28 protein-coding genes and 1 riboswitch are annotated in these 25,204 nt (G+C 52.8%); of the genes, 9 read left to right on the top strand and 19 right to left on the bottom strand.

Translation table 11 applies throughout. The features are described from left to right. Positions 1-46: 46 nt before the first annotated feature. The 5 genes from PAECUDRAFT_RS02655 to PAECUDRAFT_RS02635 all read right to left on the bottom strand — a co-directional run bounded on the left by PAECUDRAFT_RS02655 (position 47) and on the right by PAECUDRAFT_RS02635 (position 3,606). The gene (locus tag PAECUDRAFT_RS02655; RefSeq protein ID WP_006036549.1) at positions 47-1,033 is read right to left on the bottom strand and encodes a beta-ketoacyl-ACP synthase III; all 987 of its coding nucleotides are present in this window, start codon (positions 1,031-1,033) and stop codon (positions 47-49) included. Between the two features lie 11 nt (positions 1,034-1,044). Then, positions 1,045-2,034 (bottom strand): phosphate acyltransferase PlsX, encoded by a 990-nt coding sequence (gene plsX, locus PAECUDRAFT_RS02650; RefSeq protein WP_006036548.1) that lies wholly within the window; start codon positions 2,032-2,034, stop codon positions 1,045-1,047. After that, entirely contained in the window at positions 2,018-2,614 is a 597-nt protein-coding gene (gene fapR, locus PAECUDRAFT_RS02645; protein WP_050794262.1) for a transcription factor FapR, read from the bottom strand. The genes plsX and fapR overlap by 17 nt, the downstream gene beginning before the upstream one ends. Before the next feature lie 250 nt (positions 2,615-2,864). Beyond that, on the bottom strand, positions 2,865-3,038 hold the full coding sequence (gene rpmF / locus PAECUDRAFT_RS02640) for a 50S ribosomal protein L32 (RefSeq protein ID WP_006036546.1): 174 nt from the start codon (positions 3,036-3,038) through the stop codon (positions 2,865-2,867). 46 nt (positions 3,039-3,084) lie between these two features. Beyond that, on the bottom strand, positions 3,085-3,606 hold the full coding sequence (locus PAECUDRAFT_RS02635) for a YceD family protein (RefSeq protein ID WP_006036545.1): 522 nt from the start codon (positions 3,604-3,606) through the stop codon (positions 3,085-3,087). 113 nt (positions 3,607-3,719) lie between these two features. On the opposite strand from PAECUDRAFT_RS02635, the gene PAECUDRAFT_RS02630 reads away from it, so the two are divergent. Beyond that, a complete protein-coding gene (locus PAECUDRAFT_RS02630; protein WP_006036544.1) occupies positions 3,720-4,961 on the top strand; it encodes a nucleotidyltransferase in 1,242 nt (413 codons plus the stop codon). 169 nt (positions 4,962-5,130) lie between these two features. Continuing rightward, positions 5,131-6,378: a nucleoside recognition domain-containing protein gene (locus PAECUDRAFT_RS02625; protein WP_006036543.1), complete on the top strand. Its 1,248-nt coding sequence runs from the start codon at positions 5,131-5,133 to the stop codon at positions 6,376-6,378. Positions 6,379-6,405: 27 nt separating this feature from the next. On the opposite strand, the gene coaD is transcribed toward PAECUDRAFT_RS02625, so the two are convergent. The 3 genes from coaD to pruA form a co-directional block, all read right to left on the bottom strand. After that, complete coding sequence (gene coaD / locus PAECUDRAFT_RS02620) at positions 6,406-6,909, bottom strand: pantetheine-phosphate adenylyltransferase (RefSeq protein ID WP_006036542.1); 504 nt, start codon at positions 6,907-6,909, stop codon at positions 6,406-6,408. Further along, the gene (gene rsmD, locus PAECUDRAFT_RS02615) at positions 6,896-7,501 is read right to left on the bottom strand and encodes a 16S rRNA (guanine(966)-N(2))-methyltransferase RsmD (protein ID WP_006036541.1); all 606 of its coding nucleotides are present in this window, start codon (positions 7,499-7,501) and stop codon (positions 6,896-6,898) included. Before rsmD ends, coaD begins: the two co-directional genes overlap by 14 nt. A gap of 182 nt (positions 7,502-7,683) precedes the next feature. Then, positions 7,684-9,231 (bottom strand): L-glutamate gamma-semialdehyde dehydrogenase, encoded by a 1,548-nt coding sequence (gene pruA, locus PAECUDRAFT_RS02610; protein WP_006036540.1) that lies wholly within the window; start codon positions 9,229-9,231, stop codon positions 7,684-7,686. Between the two features lie 155 nt (positions 9,232-9,386). On the opposite strand from pruA, the gene PAECUDRAFT_RS02605 reads away from it, so the two are divergent. Next, entirely contained in the window at positions 9,387-10,319 is a 933-nt protein-coding gene (locus PAECUDRAFT_RS02605; RefSeq protein WP_006036539.1) for a proline dehydrogenase family protein, read from the top strand. A 58-nt stretch (positions 10,320-10,377) separates the two neighbouring features. Next, positions 10,378-11,301 carry an arginase gene (rocF, locus tag PAECUDRAFT_RS02600; protein ID WP_006036538.1) on the top strand — a complete coding sequence of 308 codons (924 nt, stop codon included), beginning with the start codon at positions 10,378-10,380 and terminating at the stop codon, positions 11,299-11,301. 22 nt (positions 11,302-11,323) lie between these two features. Here rocF and PAECUDRAFT_RS02595 read toward each other — a convergent pair whose 3' ends face one another. Continuing rightward, positions 11,324-12,010, bottom strand: a complete 687-nt coding sequence (locus tag PAECUDRAFT_RS02595) for an LrgB family protein (RefSeq protein ID WP_006036537.1) — start codon at positions 12,008-12,010, stop codon at positions 11,324-11,326. Then, the gene (locus tag PAECUDRAFT_RS02590) at positions 11,988-12,398 is read right to left on the bottom strand and encodes a CidA/LrgA family protein (RefSeq protein WP_006036536.1); all 411 of its coding nucleotides are present in this window, start codon (positions 12,396-12,398) and stop codon (positions 11,988-11,990) included. The genes PAECUDRAFT_RS02595 and PAECUDRAFT_RS02590 overlap by 23 nt, the downstream gene beginning before the upstream one ends. Before the next feature lie 355 nt (positions 12,399-12,753). Here PAECUDRAFT_RS02590 and PAECUDRAFT_RS25150 point away from each other — a divergent pair, with 355 nt between their 5' ends. After that, positions 12,754-12,993, top strand: a complete 240-nt coding sequence (locus PAECUDRAFT_RS25150) for a toxin-antitoxin system HicB family antitoxin (protein WP_233516709.1) — start codon at positions 12,754-12,756, stop codon at positions 12,991-12,993. A 108-nt stretch (positions 12,994-13,101) separates the two neighbouring features. Here the strand turns inward: PAECUDRAFT_RS25150 and PAECUDRAFT_RS02585 are convergent, their stop codons facing one another. Next, positions 13,102-13,680, bottom strand: a complete 579-nt coding sequence (locus tag PAECUDRAFT_RS02585; RefSeq protein ID WP_006036535.1) for a hypothetical protein — start codon at positions 13,678-13,680, stop codon at positions 13,102-13,104. Positions 13,681-14,114: 434 nt separating this feature from the next. On the opposite strand from PAECUDRAFT_RS02585, the gene PAECUDRAFT_RS02580 reads away from it, so the two are divergent. Together PAECUDRAFT_RS02580 and PAECUDRAFT_RS02575 are read left to right on the top strand one after the other, a co-directional pair. Next, positions 14,115-14,648: a hypothetical protein gene (locus PAECUDRAFT_RS02580; RefSeq protein ID WP_006036534.1), complete on the top strand. Its 534-nt coding sequence runs from the start codon at positions 14,115-14,117 to the stop codon at positions 14,646-14,648. Positions 14,649-14,848: 200 nt separating this feature from the next. After that, positions 14,849-15,244, top strand: a complete 396-nt coding sequence (locus tag PAECUDRAFT_RS02575) for an SET domain-containing protein (protein ID WP_006036533.1) — start codon at positions 14,849-14,851, stop codon at positions 15,242-15,244. Between the two features lie 719 nt (positions 15,245-15,963). On the opposite strand, the gene PAECUDRAFT_RS02570 is transcribed toward PAECUDRAFT_RS02575, so the two are convergent. Further along, positions 15,964-16,341, bottom strand: coding sequence for a hypothetical protein (locus tag PAECUDRAFT_RS02570; RefSeq protein ID WP_006036532.1), 378 nt, complete (start codon positions 16,339-16,341; stop codon positions 15,964-15,966). Positions 16,342-16,539: 198 nt separating this feature from the next. Here PAECUDRAFT_RS02570 and PAECUDRAFT_RS02565 point away from each other — a divergent pair, with 198 nt between their 5' ends. Both PAECUDRAFT_RS02565 and PAECUDRAFT_RS02560 read left to right on the top strand, forming a co-directional pair. Then, on the top strand, positions 16,540-17,466 hold the full coding sequence (locus PAECUDRAFT_RS02565) for a phosphodiester glycosidase family protein (protein ID WP_006036531.1): 927 nt from the start codon (positions 16,540-16,542) through the stop codon (positions 17,464-17,466). A gap of 21 nt (positions 17,467-17,487) precedes the next feature. Further along, complete coding sequence (locus PAECUDRAFT_RS02560) at positions 17,488-18,498, top strand: bifunctional glycosyltransferase family 2/GtrA family protein (protein ID WP_006036530.1); 1,011 nt, start codon at positions 17,488-17,490, stop codon at positions 18,496-18,498. Between the two features lie 24 nt (positions 18,499-18,522). Here PAECUDRAFT_RS02560 and PAECUDRAFT_RS02555 read toward each other — a convergent pair whose 3' ends face one another. The 7 genes from PAECUDRAFT_RS02555 to PAECUDRAFT_RS02520 form a co-directional block, all read right to left on the bottom strand. After that, positions 18,523-19,182, bottom strand: coding sequence for a phosphatase PAP2 family protein (locus tag PAECUDRAFT_RS02555; protein ID WP_006036529.1), 660 nt, complete (start codon positions 19,180-19,182; stop codon positions 18,523-18,525). A 154-nt stretch (positions 19,183-19,336) separates the two neighbouring features. Next, positions 19,337-20,161 carry a TatD family hydrolase gene (locus tag PAECUDRAFT_RS02550; RefSeq protein ID WP_006036528.1) on the bottom strand — a complete coding sequence of 275 codons (825 nt, stop codon included), beginning with the start codon at positions 20,159-20,161 and terminating at the stop codon, positions 19,337-19,339. A gap of 24 nt (positions 20,162-20,185) precedes the next feature. Further along, on the bottom strand, positions 20,186-21,037 hold the full coding sequence (locus tag PAECUDRAFT_RS02545; protein ID WP_006036527.1) for an ABC transporter ATP-binding protein: 852 nt from the start codon (positions 21,035-21,037) through the stop codon (positions 20,186-20,188). Further along, positions 21,034-21,801, bottom strand: coding sequence for an ABC transporter permease (locus tag PAECUDRAFT_RS02540; RefSeq protein WP_006036526.1), 768 nt, complete (start codon positions 21,799-21,801; stop codon positions 21,034-21,036). The genes PAECUDRAFT_RS02545 and PAECUDRAFT_RS02540 overlap by 4 nt, the downstream gene beginning before the upstream one ends. Continuing rightward, on the bottom strand, positions 21,791-22,093 hold the full coding sequence (locus PAECUDRAFT_RS02535) for a thiamine-binding protein (RefSeq protein ID WP_006036525.1): 303 nt from the start codon (positions 22,091-22,093) through the stop codon (positions 21,791-21,793). Before PAECUDRAFT_RS02535 ends, PAECUDRAFT_RS02540 begins: the two co-directional genes overlap by 11 nt. Before the next feature lie 27 nt (positions 22,094-22,120). After that, the gene (locus tag PAECUDRAFT_RS02530; RefSeq protein WP_006036524.1) at positions 22,121-23,152 is read right to left on the bottom strand and encodes an ABC transporter substrate-binding protein; all 1,032 of its coding nucleotides are present in this window, start codon (positions 23,150-23,152) and stop codon (positions 22,121-22,123) included. A 167-nt stretch (positions 23,153-23,319) separates the two neighbouring features. After that, positions 23,320-23,429: riboswitch (TPP riboswitch) on the bottom strand. A gap of 102 nt (positions 23,430-23,531) precedes the next feature. Beyond that, on the bottom strand, positions 23,532-25,193 hold the full coding sequence (locus PAECUDRAFT_RS02520; protein WP_006036523.1) for a glycosyltransferase: 1,662 nt from the start codon (positions 25,191-25,193) through the stop codon (positions 23,532-23,534). Positions 25,194-25,204: the final 11 nt, after the last annotated feature.

Here is a 25,204-nt window from a genome sequence, read left to right as displayed (position 1 = left end):
CTTCAATGGTTTCGTTATTGAAGCAACTAGTCCCTGCGGGACCTTTTTACCAATTCAATACGGTTGCGCCCCATGTCAAACCGCCGCCAAAGCCGACGAGCACAATCGTATCGCCTTCAGCCATGCGCCCTTGTTCGGCCGCTTCCGCCAACGCAACCGGGATGGACGCCGCGGACATGTTACCATATTTATCAAGATTAATCATACACTTATCTTCCGGCATTTCCAGCCTGTTCATCGCAGAATTAATGATGCGGATATTCGCCTGATGAGGGATGAGCAGATCGATGTCACTCTTTTCCATTCCCGCTTTGCGCAGCGCGTCCTCAGCGGCTCCACCCATGATGCGAACAGCAAACTTGAATACATCGTTGCCTGCCATCTGGATATAATGATGCTTGCCTTCTATCGTTTCGGACGACGATGGCATGCGGGAACCGCCTCCGCAAACTTTAAGCAACTCGCCACCGCTGCCGTCTGCGCCAAGCTCAAACGACTTAAAGCCGCGGCCCTCAGCCACTTGCCCGAGCACAACTGCGCCTGCGCCATCGCCGAACAGGATGCACGTATTGCGATCCGTATAATCCGTAATGCGCGACAAGCATTCTGCACCGACGACAAGCGCATGCTTATACATGCCGGTTGCGATCATGCTGGAAGCTGTTGCAAGCCCATAAATAAATCCGGAGCACGCTGCCGACAAATCAAAAGCCGCTGCCTTCGATGCGCCCAGCTTGTCCTGCAGCAAGCATGCAGTGGAAGGGAAAAACATGTCCGGCGTAATCGTAGCCACAACGATAAGATCGATATCTTCCGCTGTAAGCCCTGCCGCACGAATCGCCTCTTGCGAAGCGAGAAGCGCAAGATCAGATGTTGCCTGTTCCGGTGCTGCCATCCGGCGTTCTCGAATGCCCGTACGCGTTACGATCCACTCGTCATTCGTTTCTACCATCTGCTCCAGCTCAGCGTTCGTCAACACGCGCTCCGGCACATATTTGCCTGTACCAATAATACCGACCGATTGCGTTACCACTAAAGCTTCACTCACTTCCTGCTAATTTCGTTCGCCATGCTTGTCGTGACATTGCTTATTAATGCATTCCGCGTCTGGCGAATCGCATTTCTGATCGCTACTGCATCGGAGGAGCCATGGCCCTTCACGACCACCCCGTTTACGCCCAGAAGCAATGCTCCGCCGTGCTCCTTGTAATCCATCGTTTTTCTAAAGCTTCGCAGGCCCGAAATCATAATCGCTCCTGCCAATTTCGTTAACAAGGAACGATTAAACGCTTCTTTGAGCGTCTTCATAATGGAGCTCGCTGTGCCTTCAATCGCTTTAAGCATAATATTGCCCGCAAATCCGTCGCAAACCAGCACGTCGCAATTATGATCCAGTACATCGCGCGATTCCACGTTGCCTATAAAATTCAACGACGAAGCTTCAAGCAGATCATAAGCCGCTTTCGTCAGTTCATTGCCCTTGCGTTCCTCCGTACCTACATTAAGCAGTCCGACACGAGGATTGCTTAAGCCGTCCACCTTGCTCCTGTAGATACTTCCCAGCTGCGCATATTGAACCAGCTGCTCAGGCTTCGCATCCATATTCGCGCCAAGATCAAGCGCCATCACATTAACGCCGTTTTTCGTTGGAATCAACTGCGCAAGCGCCGGCCTCTCGATCCCTTCCATTCGTCCCACAACGAGCAAGCCCGTCGTCATAAGCGCGCCGGTATTGCCCGCAGAGATCATCGCATCCGCTTGGCCTTCTCTAACAAGCTGACCAGCAACGACCATGGAAGAGCGCTTTTTGCGCCGCACAGCCTTCACCGGTTCTTCATCCGGGCCGATAATTTCCTCCGCATGCTCGATCTTCACGTTTGAAGGCAAATTCCCTTGAATCAGCGGTTCAATGGCAGCCGAGTCCCCAACAAGGATCAGCTGAATATCAGGCCACTGCGCTGCTGCATCTAATGCACCTTTTACGATAAGATTCGGAGCATGGTCGCCGCCCATTGCGTCAATAGCGATCCGCACGTTCAATTCCTCCCTCGCTGACGTAATCCCCCGCAGATCGATAGATGACGAAATTGCCTTGGAACACCATCTCTTCCCCTACGTAAGTGAACACTTCTACCTTCGCCTTGCTCTTCTCGCCCGAAATCGAACGAACATATGCCTTGGCGATACACTTCTCTCCAAGCTTCACGGATCGGATAAATCGAATGTCCGCAGTCGCGGTCAGCGCGATTTCATCATCGATAACTGCCACAGCCAATGAATTCGCTTGCGCGAAAACATGATGTCCCCTGGCGATACCCGTTCTAGAAAAAACATGCTCATGTGCAATTTCAAACATTGAAATGCCGCTCTTATCGAGCTGCAGATCGACGATATCACCAATGACTTCATGCAGCGGCAGTGACCGAACCGAATCGTAAGACCGTTCAGCCATAAGCTTCAGCCTCTCCCGGAGCTCCGGGATTCCAAGCTCCAGCCGATCGAGCCGGATAGTCTGGATGCTAACCTTCAACAGCCGAGTCAGCTCTCTGTCCGTCATAAACGGATTTTCTTCGATGAGCTTCGACAATTGCTGGTGCCGCTGACGTTTCGGCAATCGTTCGATGGCCGGCACCACCTTTACTTTATAATTTCTATATCAATTGTATGAGCTGCTATTATAACCTGGTACTAAACTAGTATATAAAAAATGACGCCGCGAAGCAACGCCGACTCGGTCATAACATGACCGTCGGCCTTCGCACGCGCCGTCATTTCGATCGCTGCAGCGAGGTGCAACGCGCAGGTTCCACTGAAAAAAATAGCACTTCATCGCGAGATGAAGTACTATGAGCGGGAAACCGGCCTTATTGCGAGATAATCTCTTTCGTTTTGTAGTATCCGCACACTTTGCATACGTGGTGAGCAAGTTTCAACTCTCCGCATTGCTCGCATTTAACCATACCTGGCACCGCCAGTTTGAAATGCGTACGACGTTTGTCGCGGCGCGTTTTGGAAGTTCTACGTTGTGGTACTGCCATGTTTCCCACCTCCTTCACAGAATTACCGGCCATCTAATGTGGCACGTTACTTGTTGTCGTCAATGAACAAATCTTTAAGTGCAGCTAGACGAGGATCAACCTTCCCCCGGCTGCAGCCGCATTCTCGTTCATTCAAGTTTTGTCCGCATTCGGAACAAAGTCCCTTGCAGTCACTTGTACACATCGGCACAAATGGCAGCTCGAGAAGCCACAAATCTTCGACGTACGGCTTCAAGTCTATCGTGTCGCCAACGACTTCGATGATATCCTCATCAGATTCTTCATCATCTGGCGATAAGACTGTAACTTGCTTGAATTGTTCATGAAATGGCACGTCCACCTTAACCGCAGCCGCGTTCAAACAACGGGAGCAAGCCATCTCAAGTCCAGATTCTAAACGACCGTCGACATGGATAATGCCTTCCTCAGCGGATACGTTCAGCTCCACTTGTACAGGCTCTGCTGACAGCACGTCTTTACGGCCTTTCAGCAGGTTGCTGAGATCCAACGTTTCGCGGATCGGAGCGAGCGTTCCTTTGGTCAATGCTTCTTGAATACGAAACTGCATGAGATCACCCCAAACAAACAAAGATTATTATATCGACCGCATGATGGTTTTGTCAACTTTTTCAGCACATGATATGATGGTTGAAATGAGATTGCGAGTATTGGAGGATCGCCATGCGCACGGTCGGAATCGTCGTGGAATACAATCCTTTTCATAATGGACATCTATATCATGTGCAGCAATCGCGCAAAATAACGGGCGCCGACGCTGTCGTCGCCGTCATGAGCGGTCATTTTCTCCAGCGGGGAGAGCCCGCTTTGCTGGATAAATGGACACGCGCCGAGATGGCGCTCCACGGCGGCTGCGACCTCGTGCTCGAGCTGCCCGTCGCCTATTCAACCCAATCGGCAGAATGGTTCGCGCGAGGCGCAGTGGCAACGCTTGATGCGACAAGCGTCGTCGACGCGCTATGCTTTGGCAGCGAATCGGGCGACATCGCGCCGTTCCGCGCCGCAGCGCGCGCGCTGCGGGAGGAGCCGCAAGCGTTTCGCGATAATTTGAGTGCACACTTAGCGGAAGGACTGCCTTACCCCGCTGCTTATGAGCATGCTTTAAGCGCTTATCTCGCGGAACTGGGCGAAGCTTCCTTAGCGATTGCACAGCCTAACAATGCGCTTGGGCTTCATTATTCGCTTGCGCTTGAGCGATTAAACAGCGCAATAGAGCCCTACACGATTACAAGAGAAAAATCCGGCTACAATGATCAGACCCCATCGGATGAAGCCATAGCAAGCGCGACTGCCATTCGCAAAATGCTGCTCGAATCCGACAATCTCGATGCAGCCAAGCCGTACATGCCTTCTTCCACGCTTCGCCTGATGAAGAGAGAACGAGAGCACGGACGAAAAGCTGTAGACTGGCGAGATTTTGAAACGACGCTGCTGCACGCGATCGTTACAAAATCGGCGGACGAGCTTGGCTGCATGCATGAAATGACGGAAGGCTTGGAGCATCGGCTGCTCAACCTGCTGCCTCAGCTGCCTGATTTGTGCTTTGAATCGCTGCTAGCAGCTTTAAAGACTAAGCGGTATACGCGAACGAAGCTCCAGCGCGCGATGCTGGCCTTATTGCTCGGCCATTCGAAAGCTGAATTATCGCCAGCAAGCCTCGCTAAGGGACCCGGCTATATCCGTGTGCTAGGCTTTACTCCGACAGGGCAAACGCTGCTGAAGCGAATGCGCCATGCTGCCCAGTGGCCCGTTATTAACAGCGCTGCGCGTGCGCCGAAGGCCGCATCATTCCTTGCGCTCGACATTCGCGCAACGTCCGTATACGCGCTTGGCCGCAATCCGCAAGCCGCGCCTCGCGACCTGCTTCGCGATTATTATGAGACGCCGCTCCGCGTCGGATTCTAGACCGGCTCGAACCATTCCAAGCCTTGACCGCGTTAGCCGAAGCGGGTCGAGGCTTTTTGCTATGCTATAAAGCAAGCAGAACAGTTCAAGGTCTATCGCTATTGCCCCAAGCGTACAATGTAACGACTGCCCGTCCCTGCGGGCGATTCGTTAGAAAGGGGCTTCGTCAATGACGCGTACAATCCTTCTCGCCATCGTCTCTCTGCTGCTTGTCGTTGCTGTCGTTCGTCAGCCGGACGCGACGTTCCAAGCCTCGCTGCAAGGGCTAACGTTATGGTGGACGATCATCTTCCCCGGCATCATGCCGTTTCTCGTACTTGCTGAAATGATGGCTATTTTCGGCGTTACAGCCTTGCTTGGCAGCTTATTGGAGCCGCTTATGCGGCTGTTGTTCCGTCTCCCAGGCTCGGCGGCTATTGCCATCGCAGCAGGCTGGTCCGGCGGCTACGCCGCTGGTTCAGATGCTGCAGCTGCGCTGAGGCGCAAAGGCATCGTGACCAAGCAAGAAGGCCAGTGGCTGCTTGCCGTGGCCCATATGCCTAATCCCTTATTGATGCTAATCGTCGTCGGGGCCGGATTTCTGAAGCAGCCTGCGCTCGGCATTGCCGTAGCAATTGCTGTATGGGCAAGCCTGCCTTTTCTGTCCGTCGCCGGTGCGATTTTGTCCGCATTGCGCTCTTCCTCTGATGATGATGATTGCTCTAGCCAATATGCGAATAACAATTTCGAATCAAATTCGAAGCCGCAGCAAAGCCGCGCTGGATGGCTTGCTCATGCAGCAGCTGCCATGCGCGAAGCACGCGCTTTAGACGGACGCTCCTTCGGCAAAGCGTTAGGAGATGCGACTCTATCCGCAGTAAACAAGCTCATGGCCATAGGCGGGATCGTCATCCTTAGCGCTGTTCTCGTGCGGCTCCTTACGCCGCTGTGGCAGTTGGTCACCGCCCATCTCCCGTTCCCCGACTGGCTGCTGCCAGCCTTTATGGAGAGCCATATCGGCGCTTATGCTGCCGCAATATGGCCAGCTCCTGATGCCAATGCGGCATGGACTGTCGCAGCCGTCGCAGCCGCATTAGCATGGAGCGGCCTCGGGTCAATCATCCAAGTCGGAGCAGCTATCGCTGGAACGGACCTCAAATTGTGGCCATTCATCGGCGCCCGGCTGCTTCATGCATGCTGTGCCGGCGTTTTTGGGCTGCTTCTTCAGCGCCCCGTTCAGTCGATGCTGGCGACAGCAACCGATTACGGCGCCATCCCTACTATGGCTGGAACGACAACAAACGGGGCGGTCCGACTAGCTGACCTCCCGTCACTCTGGCATTATGTACCGCTATCCTTGGCAGGATTCTTGCTCTTGCTAGCCTTCGGCGCCCTGCTTTCGCTAACGATGCGCCGTTATTCGCTCATTCGGCGATAGGCTAACACGGATGGCAATGCAACTCGATTATGCATTGCCCTTTGCTGCCAAACGGTCGCGCACGACTGGCGGAACAAGCTCGGAGACATCTCCATTGAACCGCGCAATTTCCTTGACGATGCTAGAGCTCAAATAGGAAAACTTCGGATTGGTCATCATGAAGATCGTCTCAATCTCGTCATCCAGCAAGTGATTGGTAGAAGCCATTTGCAGCTCATACTCAAAATCGGATACCGAGCGAATACCGCGTACAATCGTTCCTGCTTGGCGCGACTTCATAAAGCGGACGAGCAAGTCGCGGAAGCTGTCGATTTTGACATTCGGTATATCGCGCGTCACTTCTTCCAGCAGCTTCTTCCGCTCTTCTATCGTGAACATCGGGTTTTTGCTCGTATTGTTCAAGACGGCTACGATAAGCGTGTCATACTGCTTAGCTGCCCGCTGAATGATGTCAAGGTGCCCGAGCGTCACAGGATCAAAGCTGCCGGGATATACCGCGATTCGATTATTAACGCCTTCATGATTGACCATCTTGTGTTCCTCCACCTTCGCTGTCGTTAATTCTCTCTTCCGGCTCGTAATCATAGATGGTTACAGCCGTTTCGCCATATTTGGCATATTTCCTCTGCTCAAACCCGCCGAATCGCTCGGGGTAACGATGCGATGCATCATGCTCGACGACGACCATCGCCCCCGCCTCCAGCAAACCATGGCCAGCCATCTCGCTCAGCAGTTCATCCATGTTCGTCATGCGATATGGCGGATCCAAAAACACGAGCCGAAACGGCTGCGAGCGCTTCGCCAGCGCTTTCACCGCACGCTCCGCATCGTTGCGATAAATCTCCGCTTGGCTCGCAACGCCTGCCGCTCCAACGTTCTGACGAACGATGTCTACGCTAATCTTCTCCCGGTCCACGAAGATCGCCTTATCGATACCGCGGCTCAACGCCTCAATTCCGAGCCCGCCAGTTCCCGCGAATAAATCGAGCGCTAGACCTCCATCAAAATAAGGTCCGATCATGCTGAAAATCGCTTCCTTCACCTTGTCGGTCGTCGGCCGCGTGTTCATGCCGGGCACCGCTTTGAGCGGTCGCCCTTTGGCCGATCCGGCAATGACTCTCACTTTACGTTGCCTCCTTAAGGCTTAGCTAAGATTGGCATGCATGCACGGCGTTTGTAACGCGATGGCAATGCTTGCCGCTTTCCGTATCGTACCACACTTTTCCGTTACTTATAAAGCATCAGTCCCTATGTCAAAAAGCCGATCCGCATAGCTGCTGATCGGCGATTGGCGTTGTGGAATTGCTACATTTTTTCCGAGACAACCTTCCCCTGCATAAACTGGAGCAAATAATCCGGCCCGCCTGCCTTGGAGTCCGTGCCCGACAAATTGAAGCCGCCGAACGGATGAACGCCTACAAGCGCCCCCGTGCACTTCCGGTTGAAATATAAATTGCCGACATGAAACATATCGCGCGCAAGCTCCAGCCGTTCGCGCCTGTTGGAATATACCGCGCCAGTCAAGCCATAAGGCGTGTCGTTAGCAATCGTTAACGCATGGCCGAAGTCGTCTGCCTGGATACACGCGAGCACCGGCCCGAATATTTCGTCCTGCGCCACTGATGCATGGCTTTCGACGTCTGCAATGATGGTCGGTTCTACGAAATACCCTGCGCTGTCGTCCATTCCGCCTCCGACGAGCAGTCTTCCCTCTCGTTTTCCTGCCGCAATATACTGCCTGATCTTATTGTAAGCAGCCCTGTCGATGACTGGGCCGACGTCAGTCCCATATTGCGCAGGATTGCCGATCATGAGCCGGCGAGTGAGCGCAGCTACCCGCTCCGTCACTTCCTCGTACACGTCAGCATGAATGATCGCTCGCGAGCAGGCTGAGCATTTTTGCCCGGCATAGCCGAACGCCGACTGCACGATCCCTTGCGATGCAGCAACCAGATCCGCATCGCGATCGACGACGATTGCATCTTTGCCGCCAAGCTCGGCAATAACCCGTTTGATCCAGCGCTGCCCCGGCTGCAACCGCGCTGCACGCTCGACGATCCGCAGTCCGACCTCCATCGACCCTGTGAAGCTGACAAACCGCGTAAGCGGATGATCGATGAGCGTATCGCCGATTTCTCCACCCGATCCCGGCACGAATTGCACGACATCCTCCGGCAGGCCGGCATCATGCAGCAGTCGAACAAACTGGGCCGCTACGACCGGTGTCGCGGAAGCTGGCTTGAGCACGGCCGTGTTGCCAGCAACGACAGCCGCAGCTGTCATGCCAGCCATAATGGCTAGCGGAAAATTCCACGGCGGAATAATGACGCCAACGCCGAGCGGCACGTAGGTCCATTCATTATCTTCGCCTGCGATTCGGACAAGCGGCTGCGGCACGCAGAGACGTTCAGCCTCCCGCCCGTAATAATCAAGAAAATCGATCGCTTCCGCCGTGTCCGCGTCCGCCTCCGCCCATGTTTTCCCGGCTTCTGCAACAAGCCATGCGGAAAATTCATGTTTGCGCTGCCGCAGCAGCGCTGCTGCCTTATATAACGTTCGAGCGCGCGCAGAAGGCAAGACGCGCTTCCATCGCTCGAATGCTGCCGCAGCCGTATCAATCGCTTCAACGGCGCGCTTTCGATCCGCTTGCGCGACGAGTCCAACCGTTTCGCCGTGCTGAGCGGGATTCACGGACGGCTTCATCGACTCCGACGCTATCGCGCGCCCTCCGATCAACAGCGGGTAAGCATTCCCATATTGCCGTTTAATATTCGCTAGCGCTTCTTCCAGCGCACGACGGTTGTCCGCAGCGCTAAAATCCGTCATCGGCTCGTTGCTAAATGGCCCCATCATCGAATGCCGCCCCCTATTCGCGAGTTGCCGCCCGTCCCCTTGGTATGACGGCACTTGTTCCTGTCTATATATAAGCAAACGGCATTTAAAACATGACAGCTTGCTTACAATTCCAGTAAAGCAGCGAACAGGCAGGAAGAGAGGAGCGTGCGGGAGTGGAAATCGGCATTCGAGTGTTCCGTTCCATCATCCTCGGACTGGCTGGCAACCGCGCAGCGGCTGCCTTATCACGCAAATACGGCATGAAGCTCGGCGCTTCGCGATTCGTTGCTGGACAGACGCGGGAGGAAGCGTTAACGAGGGCGATTGAATTAAACGAACAAAAGCTCTGCGTTACGATGGACCATCTAGGAGAAGGGGTTCGCACGGAAGCGGAGGCGGATGGGTATCAGACGGAGTATCTTGCCCTCATTCATGACATAAAAGAGCGCGGCGTTAAGGGGAATGTCTCGCTTAAGCCAACCCAGATGGGCTTGGCCTTGAACGGCGAACGGGCATACCTTCGCATTCGTTCAATTGTCGATGCAGCAGCAGGCTGCAGCATGTTCGTCCGTCTCGATATGGAAGACAGCCCTTATACCGATCGAACGCTTGCCATGGTTAAAAGGCTGCATGCCGAAGGGCTGACCAATGTCGGACCGGTCATTCAAGCCTACTTGCGCCGCAGCGAGCATGATCTTCGCGCCTTGTCATCTGCTCGCATTAATGTTCGGCTCGTGAAGGGGGCCTACAAGGAGCCTGCCCGGATCGCTTTTCCAGAGCGGAGCGATGTAGACGCTAATTTGAAAAGGCTTATTCGCGCTAGGCTGGACAGCGGGGTCTATACAGCAATTGCTACGCATGACGAGACGATTATCGACTGGGTCAAAACGTATGTGCGGCGGCGCGGCATTCCGCGATCGGCATTCGAGTTCCAGATGCTTTATGGCATCCGAACGCCGCTTCAGCTATCGCTTGCGGAGCAAGGCTACACCGTCAGAAGCTATGTGCCTTACGGCACGATGTGGTACCCCTATTTTGTCAGGCGGTTAGCCGAGCGTCCGGCGAATGTCGGCTTCATCGTTCGCAGTCTGCTTAAACGCAACTAAAGCTGGCTCGTGCATTGGCATAATGAATGCGACTATCTACTGACCGGAGGTGCTCGCCGTGTCGTTGAACCGCACCGCTCAGCCCAAGCGGCCCATTACCGTTATCCCGGTGCCCTTTGATTGGGGCGCTAGCCGCCGCGGCGCCGCTGAAGGCCCGCAAGCCATCATTTTATCCGGACTCGAACGCAAGCTCCAACAGCTGGGCTTTTCCTGCACAATCGAATCCTCCCGCTACTTGCCGGATGTGCTCGCCGACATTCGCAGTTCATCCAATATGCGCCACTGGGGAAAAACGTTATCGACCGTTGAAGCGCTCGCCCATAAGACAGCGCAAGCCGTCGCTGCCGGTCAGTTCCCGCTTGTGCTCGGCGGCGACCACAGCATTGCCATCGGGTCGATTGCAGGGGCTGCTCAAGGGCGTCAACGGCTTGGCGTCCTGTGGATCGATGCGCATGGCGATTTGAATACGCCCGATACGACGCCATCAGGCAACATTCACGGCATGTCGCTCGCCTGCTGCCTCGGGCACGGGGACAGCCGATTCGTTGCCGTCAGCGGCCAGCAGCCTAAAGTCGAGCCAGACCGGGTCGTGCTCGTCGGCGCTCGCCAGCTTGATCCCGGTGAACGGGAACTGATCCGCGCGCTTGGCATCACTTGCTTCACCATGCACGATATTGATCGATACGGGATGGCGAACGTGATGGAAAAGGCGATCCGTATCGTATCCGATGGCACGGACGGCGTCCACCTTAGCTTCGATATCGACTCCGTAGATCCCGGCGAAGCCCCCGGCACCGGAACGAGAGTACGAGGCGGTTTCCAATATCGCGAGGTTCATCTCGCCATGGAGATGCTCGCCGAGGCCTCGATCATTACGTCTGCCGATATCGTCGAGGTGAATCCGCTGCTGGACAACGGCTATCGAACCGCCAGACTCGCTGTCGAGCTGATCGCCTCGCTGTTTGGGGAGCGCATTTTGTAAACCGATTAGGACCGGATTGGACTCAAAACAGCCACGACAGCGGAAGCGCAAGCATTGCCGTCACAATTGCCGTCAGCGCCATCGCGAAGCCGCTTATGCCGCCCTGCTGCTCCGAATCGGCCAGCAAGCGCGCCGTGCCGATCCCATGCGATGCGGTGCCAACCCCTGCCCCGATCGCGGCATCCTGCCGGAAGCCGCACACGCGCAGCACCCACGGGCCTGCTACGCTGCCAAACAATCCGGTCAAAACCGTCAGCACAGCGGCAAGCTCCGGCTTTCCTCCGATCATGCGCGCAACCTCGATGGCAACCGGTGAGGTGGCCGATTTGGGCAGCGCCGTCAGCAGCAACGTATGCGAGGCCCCCGTCCACATGAAGATCAATCCGTTAAGAATTAGTCCACCTACGCTGCCAACGAGCGTCCCGATCGCAACAGGAATCAGCTGCTTGCGGAACCGAAGCATCTGTTTGTATAAAGGCACGGCTAGCGCAACGGTCGCAGGTCCGAGGAAAAAGGTAATGACCGTTCCGCCTTGGTTATAGCTGTCATACGGAATCCGGAACAGCAGCAGGATGCCGATCAGAGCGATTGAAGTAACGAGCAGCGGGTGCGCCCAGCTTCTTTTTCCTTTGAGCCAGATCGCACAGCCATAGAGCCCTATCGTTAACGACACGCCAAATACGGGATTATTGAGAAAGTCCGTGTTCATCGCGCACCTCCTTTCCTCGCGCGGAGCGTGCCGACTTATCGTGCTCAACCGCCCCGGCCTGCGGCGAAAGCAATCGAACGACAACGGCTGTAACCAGCATTGTAGCCATCGTGCCTAGCACGACACTGAGCGCAACCGATAGCCACGCCTCCTGCAGCTGATGAGCGAACACCGTCACCCCCGCGATCAGCGGCGCAAAAAACAGCATCATATGTTTCGTGAAAAACGATGCCGTTTCTTCCACCCACTCCAGCTTGACAAGTTTCGTGAGCAGGGCTGCCAGCAGAAGCAGCATCCCGAGCACGTTGGAAGGGAGCGGCACACCTGCCCCCTCGTGAAGCAGCAACCCTACTCCGTTAAACACCAGTAAAAGAATTAATCCTCGCATTAGCGGCACCTCATTCTGCGAACATGTTAAGAAATTATTTTTGGTAAAGCGTGTATATCCAAGCCAATGTTGGCAATCATAATATTATCGGCGTCGAGAGATGCCGTAGACAACCGCGGAGAAGACTTACGTTTCCCCATAAGCTCTTCGTCCGGTTTCTCCTCTCCCATGAAAGAGCGTCCCGAAAGGGGCGCTCGATTTTTTTCTATTCAGTTATTAACATTTTAATGATTAGCGTGTTGATTTCACAAGAAGGAAAAAGGTCCAGTCGATTTTGAATTACCCTATAACCTTGTTATCAAAGAAATATCGGATGAAAGCGGGCACTATTATTATGGAACATATGCTGAATTAGATGGATGTCAATCAACCGGCGACACAATCCAGGCATTATTTAGATGGGTTAAAAGAAGCGCTTGCGGGATGGATTGCAGTAAAGCTAGATCACGCTAATCCGATTCCTGAACCGAATGAAGGGTACAATGGGAAAATCCTACTTCCATTGCCCAAATCGCTTCACCAACAGCTCGCAGTAAAAGCTGATTTAGAAGGTGTCTCTCTGAATCAGTATCTTGTATTTAAATTAAGCAACTGAAAAAGCCCCGTCACCTCCACGGTAACGGGTTCCTTTTTGAGGTGCAAAAGGTTTTAATGACAATGGGTTTTAATGTTCATTGTTAATCAGTTTATCCTTTTGTCCGTATCACAACAAGCACTTTATGACTCTGCTTAAAGCAGCATTCCAAGGTCTTGCTTCAATCAATTCCATTCCATTCCTCTTACAGGTGTCTGCTATCCAATTTCCATACGCAATACTTACTTCAGCCCTACCATGTTGTAATTCGCCACCTTCTCTTGCTAAATAATTCTGCACGATTTGATTTTTATCTGCTTCATGTACAAATATTGATTTCACCTGCGGGTTATCGAAAGATAATGTAAATTCGGGGTAGATAAAATCGCCTTCAATAATGATAGGCAATTTATCTTCAATATGCCTGTTTACAAGCTCTTTTAATACTGGAATCATTTCTTTGCTGACATCAATTAGCCAGTTTAACGTGCCGTCAACCCCAACGTATTTCCCATCTATATCAGAATCCCAATAATGAATTGCAGGGAATTGCTCCTTTGTTGTAACTGTTTTTACGGATAGGTGAACATCATCTACTTCCAAGACATTCACCCCATAAAATCGAGCAATCTCATAAGCAATGCTTGATTTACCTATTCCCGATGCTCCACCAATAAATAAAACTGTCCAGTTTCTATCATTATTCATTTTGCCCACCCCATTTATTTTTTACATCAACTTCAAAACGGCACAGAGAGAACACAACCAAGAGAGTCCAACAGTATGTGATGCTCTCTTTTTGTTTCGTTACATAGTATTATAGAATATCTTTAATTCAAAATTGTTTATCTGCGATTCCCAATCGCTGTGCAAGAGTAGGCCGTTCTTTCCCCCTATTACGATATAGCTAAACAAAAGTTATAGAATGCCCTTCGAATGGTCAAGGTGTATTTGAGCGTATCTCGCATTAAAATTCGCATAGAGATAACTTTTACCATCCCACAGACCTTTGCACCCGAAAACGGAACCCGTTACTCCACGAGCTGACGGGTTTTTCGCATTTTCTGATTCCACTTTTATCTTTTCCATTATACAATGCAAAATAGAGTCGGATGCTACTATAAGGAGAAAGAGGAATTAATATGAAAAAAGCATTACTCATCTATCTAATGTTAGGTACTATCCTTACAGGATGTACCGTTGAGTCGAATCCTTCCACTGCTACTTTGAAAGAAACGAATAAACAATCTGCCGAATCGAACACCACTGCCTCTGAAAGCAAAGTGGATTGGGCTGCACAAATCAATGAAGTCAGCGGTTCAACAGATCTAACTGAAACTGAAAAGGCAGACAGGATTGAAGGTGTGGCCAGGAAATATGCGAAGACTGTTTCCGAGACTGAATTACAAGAATTCGAGACTTATGTACTGAGTGAACATAAAAATAAAAGATATCTCAAAGATATTAAAAATGACCAGTACATGCTCACCAATATATTCAAGTCCGTAGTCATTGAAAAGCATTACGAAGATTCTGAACAGTTGCCCATTGATAAATTTGCATTAGATTTCTACCAGAACACCAAATACACTTATCGCGGTGAAGATGCGGTAAATAGCGATTCCGTGAAATCAAATGAACAACAAATGAATAAAGCACTGGAACAGATTAAATAACAAGAGAAGCCGCGCCAGCAACCACTAGCGGGGCTTTTGTGAACGAACGATGCAAGTTATGGCTGCACCACTTTGCCATGTCGATCAAACAAGCCCGCTTCGCGGACAGCGGGATGACTAGTTTTTTTGACAAACCGCTCATCATTCATAGATAATACATGGAGATATTCTATAGAAGCCACAAGGCATAGGAGACGACCATGATTGAAGTAAAGACATCGAAATTGAACGATGGAGAAGAATTGAACCGCGGCGTTTTTGCAACCTGCGATATTGCCAAAGATACATTATTTCATGTAGCGCCAGTCATTCCTTATGAGAATGAAGAACATGAGCATGTAGAGAAAACCATATTAGCTGACTATGTGTTCCAGTATGGCGCTAATCATACGGCCATTCTGCTCGGCTATGGCAGCCTGCTCAACCATTCGTACACGCCGAACGCTACTTACCAGTTAAATTTCGAGAACCTCACCGTAGATTTTTATGCGTACACCGATATCAAAGCTGGCGACGAGATTTTGATTAACTACAACGGCGAAGAAGATTGCGACGATCCGCTGTGGTTCGACATCAAAACTGAAGAGAAAAGCTAGAATGAAACAGCCGTAGCCACGAGCCTCAGAGTATAAGGAATCACTCTTCCCCCAATTGAACAGGGGTTTTCTTAATACAACAACGATCCCCGCCTGGCCATTGTGGCTAAGCGGGGATCGTTGTTGTTTATGTGCTGCTTTATTACGTACTCTTACCTTGTGATCGCGTACACGCTTACTACAAAGTTCGCTGTTGCGCCATTTGGCTTTGCAATGTAAAGAGATCTGTTTGCGTAAACATCTGTATACTTACCGTTTACTACGTTAGTAAAAATAGTTGGATCGCTGCCGCCGCTTACATCTTGCGCTACAGTGAAACTAATCGTATTCGGGTCATCACTTCCAAAAGACGATATTTCCCACTGAAAATTGATTGTGTTGGGCGGAAGCGTATCCGTTGAGAAGTTCCCGCTGGAACGGCTTGACTGACCCGCTTGGGGGGTTGGTGAAGAAGTAACGCTAGAAATAAGGATTTTACTTGACAAATAATTTCATTCCTTCCATTTGTGTGATGTCTTACAATAACATGTATATGGACAAATTAATAAAATATGACTCCATCCGTGCTGATAAACAGGCTCGTCGATGGGCTCGCCGTTAAAGACTGAAATGCAAACGGACTCCAGTGATTCTATTCCCCGCATTCTGCCCCTTTCCTATGCAATATCAGCAACAAACTTCTGTTTTGCCGCCCAATAGCGGCTCCACGGTCCGTTAGGCTAGTCAGCTTGCACGAGCATCTCTAATTGTCCATTTGGTTTGACCGATTTAATCGTAATCTCTGCTTCCCCACTGAATCCGTCCTCCATATACCCAAATATGGTTTCCTGTTGCTTCACGCCTTGTGCATCATATTGAAGAGTAACAGCGCCCTCCCCGAAATATTTGGGATATACTTGCAGCTTCACTTTCGCGCCTCCAGCTACTTCAGCAGTGATTGAACCCTGCGGATATTCAACCTTCAGGTTCGTTAAGCTATGATCAAGATGATTATGGATCGTGATGCCAATGCCTTCCTCTTCACCACCTACTATCAGAACCAAAGCAATAATAGACACCACAATTAGAGTAACTAAAAAATATATTGCTTTCCTCATCTCAACCCCCCTTTCCAGCTTTCTTCCCTCAACGAGTCACAAATCCATTTAGTTTCCTCTGCTCTGCCCTGTCCTTCCCAGCACGCCAACTCCCCTCCCCAAATCTTTCAGCCCGCGTTCAGCCCAGCTTCAAGCCCAATTCAGACACTGATGCCACAATAGCTTCATCACAACGAACGTTGAAGCGAGGTCATGAGATTGAAGAAGCTTACCCGTAAAAAGAAAATTTGGCTGGGCGTCACGCTGACAGCCGTCCTCATCATTGGCTCTGTGCTGTATAAGCTCGCCGACCGCTATCTTATTGAGCATGTGGAGGTGCGATTGAGCGCGCCTACCTCCGCTTCACAGGGGACAACGGCAACCGCCGTCAATGCGAAATACGACGATTCGAATTACGAGAGCGACAATGCTTCGATCCATGTTGATCAAGTCGTTAAGGGCTCGGGCGAGGATCAAATCACCTATTACGTGGCTGACGTGACGCTGCGCAACGGCGCAACCTTGCAATCTGCATTAGCCAAAAATGCGTTCGGCCGCAACATTACCGAAAATACATCGACGATCGCAAGCAACAACAATGCCGTACTCGCCATTAATGGCGACTATTACGGCTTCCGCAGCGACGGCGTCGTTATTCGCAACGGCACGGTATTTCGGGACGAGCCTGCTCGGGATGGGCTAGCTCTATTCAAGGACGGCACGATGCTTTCCTATGACGAAACGCAGCTCTCTTCCTCAGAGCTGGTTGCGAAGGACGTAACGAATACGTTTTCCTTCGGCCCGATTCTATTGAAGGACGGCGCCGTGCCGAGCGATTTTAGCCATGTCGAGATCGATACGAACTTCGGCAACCACTCCATCCAGGGGGCGAACCCGCGAACGGGCATTGGCATGATTAGCCCTAACCATTATGTGCTCGTCGTCGTCGATGGCCGCAGCTCGGAGAGCCGGGGCATGACGTTGTCCGAGTTTGCACAACTGTTCAAGGAGCTTGGCTGTACGGATGCGTACAACTTGGACGGCGGCGGCTCTTCCACGATGTACTTTATGGGAAAGGTTGTGAACAACCCCCAAGGCAGAGGCAATGAACGAGGCGTGAGCGACATTATTTATGTGGGGGCTTAACCCGTCAGGAGGCGACCAACGATGACTGTACTTATTCCATCCTATGAGCCTGATAACCGGCTGCTGGAGCTGATCCTTCAGCTAAAGGCGACAGGCAACCACGATATCATCGTCGTGGATGACGGCAGCGGGGAGCGGTATCACGACATTTTTGAACAAACGGCCCGATACGGCTGCAAAGTGTTGACCCACGCCATCAATCTCGGGAAAGGCCGCGCGCTGAAAACCGGTTTTCAATACATGCTGGAGCACGGCCAGCACGACTCGATCATCTGTGCGGACAGCGATGGCCAGCATCTCCCCGACGATATTATGCGGATCGCAAAAGCCGTCGAGGCGCATCCTTGCCAGATCGTATTAGGCAGCAGACGCTTCACCGGCAAAGTGCCGCTGCGCAGCCGATTCGGCAATACCGCTACGCGCATGGTATATGGCTTCACAACTGGCACATCGCTGCATGACACGCAGACGGGATTGCGCGGCTATTCGCCTGAAATGCTGGAGTGGCTATGCCGCGTGCCTGGCGATCGATTCGAGTACGAGATGAACATGCTGCTGGACGCGCAATCCGAAGGGTACCATTTGCTCGAAGTGCCGATTGACACGGTTTATCTCGACGATAACAAATCGTCTCATTTTCGGCCGATTGCCGATTCAATGAGCGTCTATATGCCGATCGTGAAATTCAGCTGCTCATCGCTGTTCGCTGCGTTAGTGGATTACCTGCTTTTATTTCTCGTGCATGTGCTCACTTCGAGCCTGCTGCTGTCAGTCGTCGCGGCCCGGGTAAGCAGCTCGATTATCAATTATTCGATGAATCGCAAATTCGTGTTCGCTTCAGGTTCCGAATCGAAGGTGCAGCGCTCGCTGCCCCGCTATTTTTCGCTGGTGCTTCTCATTCTAGCGCTTAATTATGGTCTGCTGTATACGCTTCACGACCGATTATCGATTGCTTTGCTGCCAGCCAAGCTGCTAACAGAGGGCGTGCTGTTCGTTCTAAGCTACTGGGCGCAGCGCAAATTCGTCTACTAGTTTACTTAGCGCCGCAGCTTAGCTTCAGCGTCCTACTCGTGCTTGTCGCAGTCGGAACAACCCGATTGCGACACATAGCCATGCGCCGCTTGCCATATACGCTCCAGCCACGTCGCTCGGGTAATGGACGCCTACATAAATACGGCTGAACCCGATCAGCAGCACGAGCAAGGTTCCTGCTCCCGCCAATATCGCACGTGAGCCTCTGAGCGTCATATGCTTCCATAACAAATAGGCCAACACGCCATACAGCGTAAATGCGGCCATCGAGTGCCCGCTAGGAAAGCTGTACCCGACAGCTTCGACTAGCCTCCCCGCCATTGGCCTCGTCCGTTGGAATAGCTGCTTGAGGATGGTATTCAACCACGCGGACCCGCCGTTGACGACGATAAAAAACAGCAGCTCGATCCGGTACCGCAGCAATGCCAACACAATTAACGCAACGATCCCAATGCCGACGACAGGCCAGCTGTCGCCCAGATGCGTGATCCCTTTCATGATCGTTGACAGCAGCGGGGTTTCCAGCTTTCGCGCAAACGTCATCACCCGCTCATCGAAGGATTGAATCCATGCCCCTTCTTCTCGAACTTTGCTCGCGATGCCGCCGAATCCGATTAAGAAGAGCAAGGCAATGCCAAATGGCAGCCATTTTTCTCGGATGCGAACATGCGGTTTTGCCTGCATGCCATTTCCCCCTCCTCTGTTTCGTTTATTATTGCCACTTCAATCCATAACCTTGCAATAAATGACACGATTTCCCTCAACCCAAAAACAAAAAAGCCGATGCCAGTGCGAATTCGCATGACCATCAGCTTCTGTGGCATAACTCGTTATCCATTTAACGCCGTGTATATAGCTCTCTTGTATTACGAAGCAATACCGACGCAGCCTCTGCCACTGGCACTCCCTTGAGCAAAGCGATCTCCCGCACGACATCCGCTACCATCACTGGCGCCGTCGCCATCCCTTGAAACGGCCCTTCGAACGGCCATGGGCCATCCGTCTCCGCCATCATCAGCTCAAGCGGATAAACGCGAACAAGCTCGCGGATCTCCTCTTCATAAAGCACATCGGGCGTAATCGAAATATAGCGCCCCGTCCGGATCATCCGATCGATCGTCTCCGCGTCTCCTTTGAACCAATGAAAATGAGCGCGGCGCACCTGATGCTTGTCTAGAAGCTCACAGGCTTTGGCCGCGTCCTCATAAACGGCATGCAGCACGAGGGTACGGTCAAGCTCTGCCGCTAGTGCAGCGAACTGCTCCAGCATTTGCAGATAAGGCGTTTCATCGAATGCATGTCCGGCCGCCTCGCGCTCGGTTCGCGTATAATACGGAAGACCGACCTCCCCAATTGCAAATCGTTCTCCCGCTTGGTGCCGTTCCCGAATCCAAGCGATCAGCTGCATAAGCTCGTCGTCGCTCGGCGCTGGCTGCTCCGGATGGAACCCATACGCAGGAATAACAAACTCGGGAGCACGGAGCGCAAACGCATGATTCGCTTGGCTGGATGCCAAATGCATGGATACGGCTACCAGCCCTTCGCAGCCCGCTTCCCGAGCTTCAGCTGCCATCCGCTCGCGCTGCTCGTCCTCATAACGGTCCCAATGAATATGGGCATCCATCCAGCTCCAGTTCGGTTTTGCCTGTTGATTCATCTTCATACCTTGCGCCTCCCTAGCGGCTGTTCAGCTCATGCCATTGTCCAGCAAAGCGTAAATCTCGCTCTCCAGCTCATTGAATGCCGCGGTATTGCGAAGCGACGCCTCACGCGGGCGCGGGAATGGCACTTCAAACTCCCGAAGCACGACAGAAGGCGATACTGACAGTACAATGATGCGATCCGACAGGAAGACGGCCTCCTCAATGCTATGCGTGACAAACAAGACGGAGCGGCGAGAGGCTTCCCATAACGATAACAGCCATTGCTGCATTTGAATCCGTGTCAGCGCATCCAGCGAGCCGAACGGCTCGTCCAGGCACATCAGCCGCTGCGGCGACAACAATGCGCGGAGGAACGAGACACGCTGCTGCATGCCGCCCGACAGCACATGGGGATATGCTTTGGCATAGTCGGCCAAGCCTACGCGTGGCAGCCACTGCTGCACGAGCGACCGCGCCTCGTTTCGGTCAACGCCCGCAATCGTCAGCGCCAGCTCGATGTTCGCTTCAACGGTTTTCCATGGCAGCAATGACGCCTGCTGCGGCATATACGCAATACGCCCGCGTTTCCCGTCTCCTGCCTCTTGTCCTTCCAGCTCAATCGTTCCCGACGTTGGCTTCTCCAGCCCGCCGATGAGCCTGAACAACGTCGATTTTCCGCTCCCTGAAGGTCCGATGACTGAGACAAACTCGCCTTCTCGAACGGTCAACGAGACGTCGCCGATGACCGTTTTGGCTCGATTGCGGCTCCCGTATATCTTCTGCACATGCGCCAGACGAAGGACCGTTGACGATTGGCCGCTAGCCGAAGACGCCGATTGATCAGGAGCCGGATTTATTGCAATTCGGTCAAGCGTTCCCGTTTCCTTCGGACTCATGCGCGTTCCTCCTTCTTCGGCCGCCAACGGATCATCAGCCGTTCAATTAGCACGATAACGCTATACAGCGCCAGGCTAATCGCCACAATAATAATGACCGCCGCGAACACGCGCGGCGCCATGAAGCCTTTGCGCGACAGCTGCATGAAATAACCCAGGCCGCGATCCGCCCCGACCCATTCGGCTACGACCGCCGAGGTCATGCTGTAGGTTGCAGCGATCTTCAGCCCGCTGAACACATAAGGAATCGAATACGGCAGCTCTAGCGATGCGAACAGTCTCCACCTTCCTGCTCCCAGCATACGAAGATATTCCGCGAGCCTCGCATCTCTCTCCCGCAGTCCGGTCAGCATGCTTACCGCAACGGGGAAAAAGCACACGAGCGTAACGAGCACAATTTTGGGCGTCAGCCCGAAGCCAAACCAGAGCACAAGCAGCGGCGCGAGCACGATTATCGGGATATTCTGGGATAAAATGAGCAGCGGCGATATCGCTTCTCGCGCGCCCGGGATTAAATGCAGGAAAGCGGCCAGCACAATGCCAGCCGCTGCTCCTATCATAAATCCGATTAGCGCCAGCTGCAGCGTCGCGCTCGTATGGTCAAGCAGCCGAGGCGCGATGCTTGCCGCCTCATGCACGATGTCCGTCGGGGACGGCAGCTCCCAACGCTCGACTGCCCCTCCATCCACAACGAGCTGCCATACGATAACGATAAGCGCCAATACAATTGCGGGCGGAACGATTTTGCGCCAATTACTGGCCATCTGGATACTTCTCCAATAGCCGGCCCATCGAAGCGCCGCTGCCCGGATTATAATAAATTTTCACCTGCGAGATGACCGAAGGGCAGCCCAGCTCCGCCATCTCTTCGCTCATTTGCTGCACGACCGCTAACAGCTGGGCGAGATCGCCTTCCATCGTCGTCTCCAGCGGCGCAACCCGATACGGCACGCCTGCTGCTTTGATAATGTCAATCGCGCGGTCGACGTAAGGAATAACGCTCTCCCCGCCTGGCGTTGTCGGTAAAATTTGAATGCTTACAAGTGCGTTAGCCATCTGTCTCTCTCCTTCGTTTGCTATAATTTAAGGCAGCGGCAGGAAATCGTTCGTGAATGCCTTATCTGCTTCCAGCTTCTTCTCCATCAGCTTGTGGTCATACATCCAGTTCGCATAGTTTTCCCAAACGGCTTGTTTCTGCTCGCCCCAACGCGGCGCATCATCCGTATATTTCGGGCTCAGCCACTTCTGGCTCGCTTTCACCAGCTCCGCATTCAAATCCGGCTCCGCCTTAATGAGAATGTCCGCAGCCGCTTCCGGCTTATCGATTGCAAATTGATAGCCTGCTGCCGCGCCAGCTACGAACGCCTTGACGATATCCGGCTTGTCCGCAATCATTTTCTCGCTCGTTGCGAGCACCGGCGTATAGTAGTCCAGCTTGTCCGAATAATCGGTCAAATACATCATGTTCAGCTTCTCGCCTCGCAGCTCGGCTTCAACGCCTGTCCAAGCATAGTAGATCCATGCAAAGTCGATGTCGCGTTTCACTGACGTGAAGAAGTCAACATCGCCCGTGCTAACGATTTTCACCTTGGACACATCCGCCTTGTCTTCCTGCATAAGCGACCCGATCACTTCCTCCTCCACAGGAGAGCCCCAGCCGCCATAGGTTTTTCCTTCAAAATCTTTCGGCGTCTTAATGTTCTTCGCCACCGGCGATGCAAAGCCGGACGTATTATGCTGAATGACCGCAGCAATCGATACGAGCGGCACGCCTTGCGTGCGAGCCAGCGTGACCCCTTCTTGGTAGCTGACGCCGAATTCCGCTTCACCCGAAGCGACCATCGCATCTGCGCCCGCTTCGCCCGGCTGCACGATCGTCACGTCCAGCCCTTGCGCCTTGAAAAAGCCTTGGTCACGCGCGACATACAGTCCTGTATGGTTCGTGTTTGGCGTCCAGTCAAGCACAACCTTTACTTTCGTCAATGGCTTGTCCGCCGCAGCCGGCTCCGTCGACGGCTCCGTTTTATCCGCTTTGCCGCATGCCGCGAGCACAATTAGCAGTGCGATCATTGCCAGTCCCCATGTTCTTCTCCGCTTGCTGTTCACCATACTCATCCTTGCGCCACTCCTCTTATCTCTCGTATTGCGAATGCCATAACCTACTCTGGTAAGCTTCCGTCCCCACGGCATCAAAAAAGACGCCTTCCTGTGAGGAAGACGCCGTCGTCATGCAGATTTCGTGTCGCGACAAGTTTCCGCCGGCCCTCGCGGACAGCTTCCATCATCGCTCCATTGCCGATTCCTACGCTGGCATTATCCAGATCAGGTTATTGGGTCGAGACGTGAGGCGTCTCCTCTCAGCCGGCCAAATGTCCAGCTCCCCAGGCCTATTCGATTGTTCGCTGCCCTTCATTATAACAAAGGAGAGCTAGAAAAACTATACGATTTTTGTCGAAATTTGTTGTAACGTTCGTTTTTTAAGCACTTATCCGATTTATTCTGCCTGCTCCGGTCGTTTGACGTCACGAATCCACGCCAATACCGCCTCGTAATACGGTTCATCCTTATAATGCGCCGTATAAATGTCCTCAAATCCCGTAAGGTCCGTCCCCAATCCCTGCTCCACGATCCGTTTGTACCATGGCAGTATGGTGGACGCCAGCATGTTGCCCTTCTCATGCTTCAACGCTTCAGCAGATAATCCGCGCTGCTCAAAATGGCGAAGAATGCGCAAATAACCCGCTATAAAGTACTCGCCGAAATTATAGCCCGCCGGGTCGTTGCCCGCATAGGCGAACATCGATTTATTAATCGCCGTAAAGCCCGGTTTGCGCCGAATCGCCTCCAGCTGCAAATAAATATGATTGAATCCCGTCCCGATGAACGCTGACTTATCCTCCATTTGCTCATAAATGGCACGCTCAAGGATAACGGAGGACAGGAAGCCCGAGTTGATCGAAGCTCTCGCAATGAACGCATCCAAGCCTTCGCCGCTTTCTACCTGAGCGTTATCGTTCAGCACGTCAATGAATATGACCGAGCTGCTCCGATTCGTGTTAATCAAATGAAGGAGCGGCATGATCGTCATATCGTGGAAAAAATCGTCGTCGCCATGCAGCAGCATGTAGTCGCCTCGCGCCTCGTCCAGCAGCTTCACGATGTTGCGCTCCGCGCCGATGTTCTCTTCATTGCGCCAGTAACGCAGATTGCAGTTTGAGTGCTGGGCAGCGAACGTCTCGAGCACCTGCTGCGTGCCATCCGGCGAAGCGTTGTCAGACACGACGATTTCAATGAGCGTGCAGTCGCCTGTTTGCATGACGATCGAGTGCAGGCAGCGCAGCAAATCCGACGCCCGATTGTAGGTCGGAATACAGATCGACAATACCGGTCGCTCGCGCCTCCGCCGCATGACCGCCTCGATCTCTTCGGGCGTGCGTGCCGAAATCCAATCGGCAGCTTCCGTATCGAACATCTTGACGATTCGCGCCGGCGAGCCGACGGCTACGCAATAATCCGGCAGGCTGCGAGTTACGACGCTGTTCGCACCGATGACGGACCCTCTGCCAATTCGGATGCCGCCTCCTATAATGCAGTTAGCGCCTACCCAGGTTCCTTCGCCGATGATCGTCTCATCGTCCACGCGCGTAATGCCTTGCATAATGATCGGAATGCCAATTTGGCGGTATTCATGCTGCGTATCGGTTATATACGAATGATGGCCATAGATCGAAAAACGTTCGAGCACGATCCGATTTGCCGCGGATACCGAGACGCCAACGTTAAATTGGCAGCCGTCTCCCACGATAATTTTCGGGCGCTCACCCGTCACCTCGGTACAAATGTTGAACCACGCGCCCGTACGCATGAACACGCCGCTGCCGATCGACATTTCCGGCATCCCGTGCATTTGGGAGCCCGCTTCAATGACCGTGTTTTGCCCCAGATGGTAGAAGCCATGTGAATCAGTTGCAGCGTCGGTGGTGTCAGCCGTGTCGGCTGCCTCTACTGTTTCCGCTGTCTCAACTACATGTGCGGCAACATCAGTAGACGCACTTGCTTCCGGCTCCACTCCTGCGTCTATTTCAACAGATTTGTCAGTTCCCTCACTAAGCTGCTCATTCTGCGAACTATGCCCAGCATCATGGGAGCCGCTCATCACACATGCCC

The organism is Paenibacillus curdlanolyticus YK9 (assembly GCF_000179615.1).
Taxonomy (GTDB): domain Bacteria; phylum Bacillota; class Bacilli; order Paenibacillales; family Paenibacillaceae; genus Paenibacillus_T; species Paenibacillus_T curdlanolyticus.
Note: the sequence above shows the minus strand (reverse complement) of the source record. Positions and strands in the feature narration are given on the sequence as shown.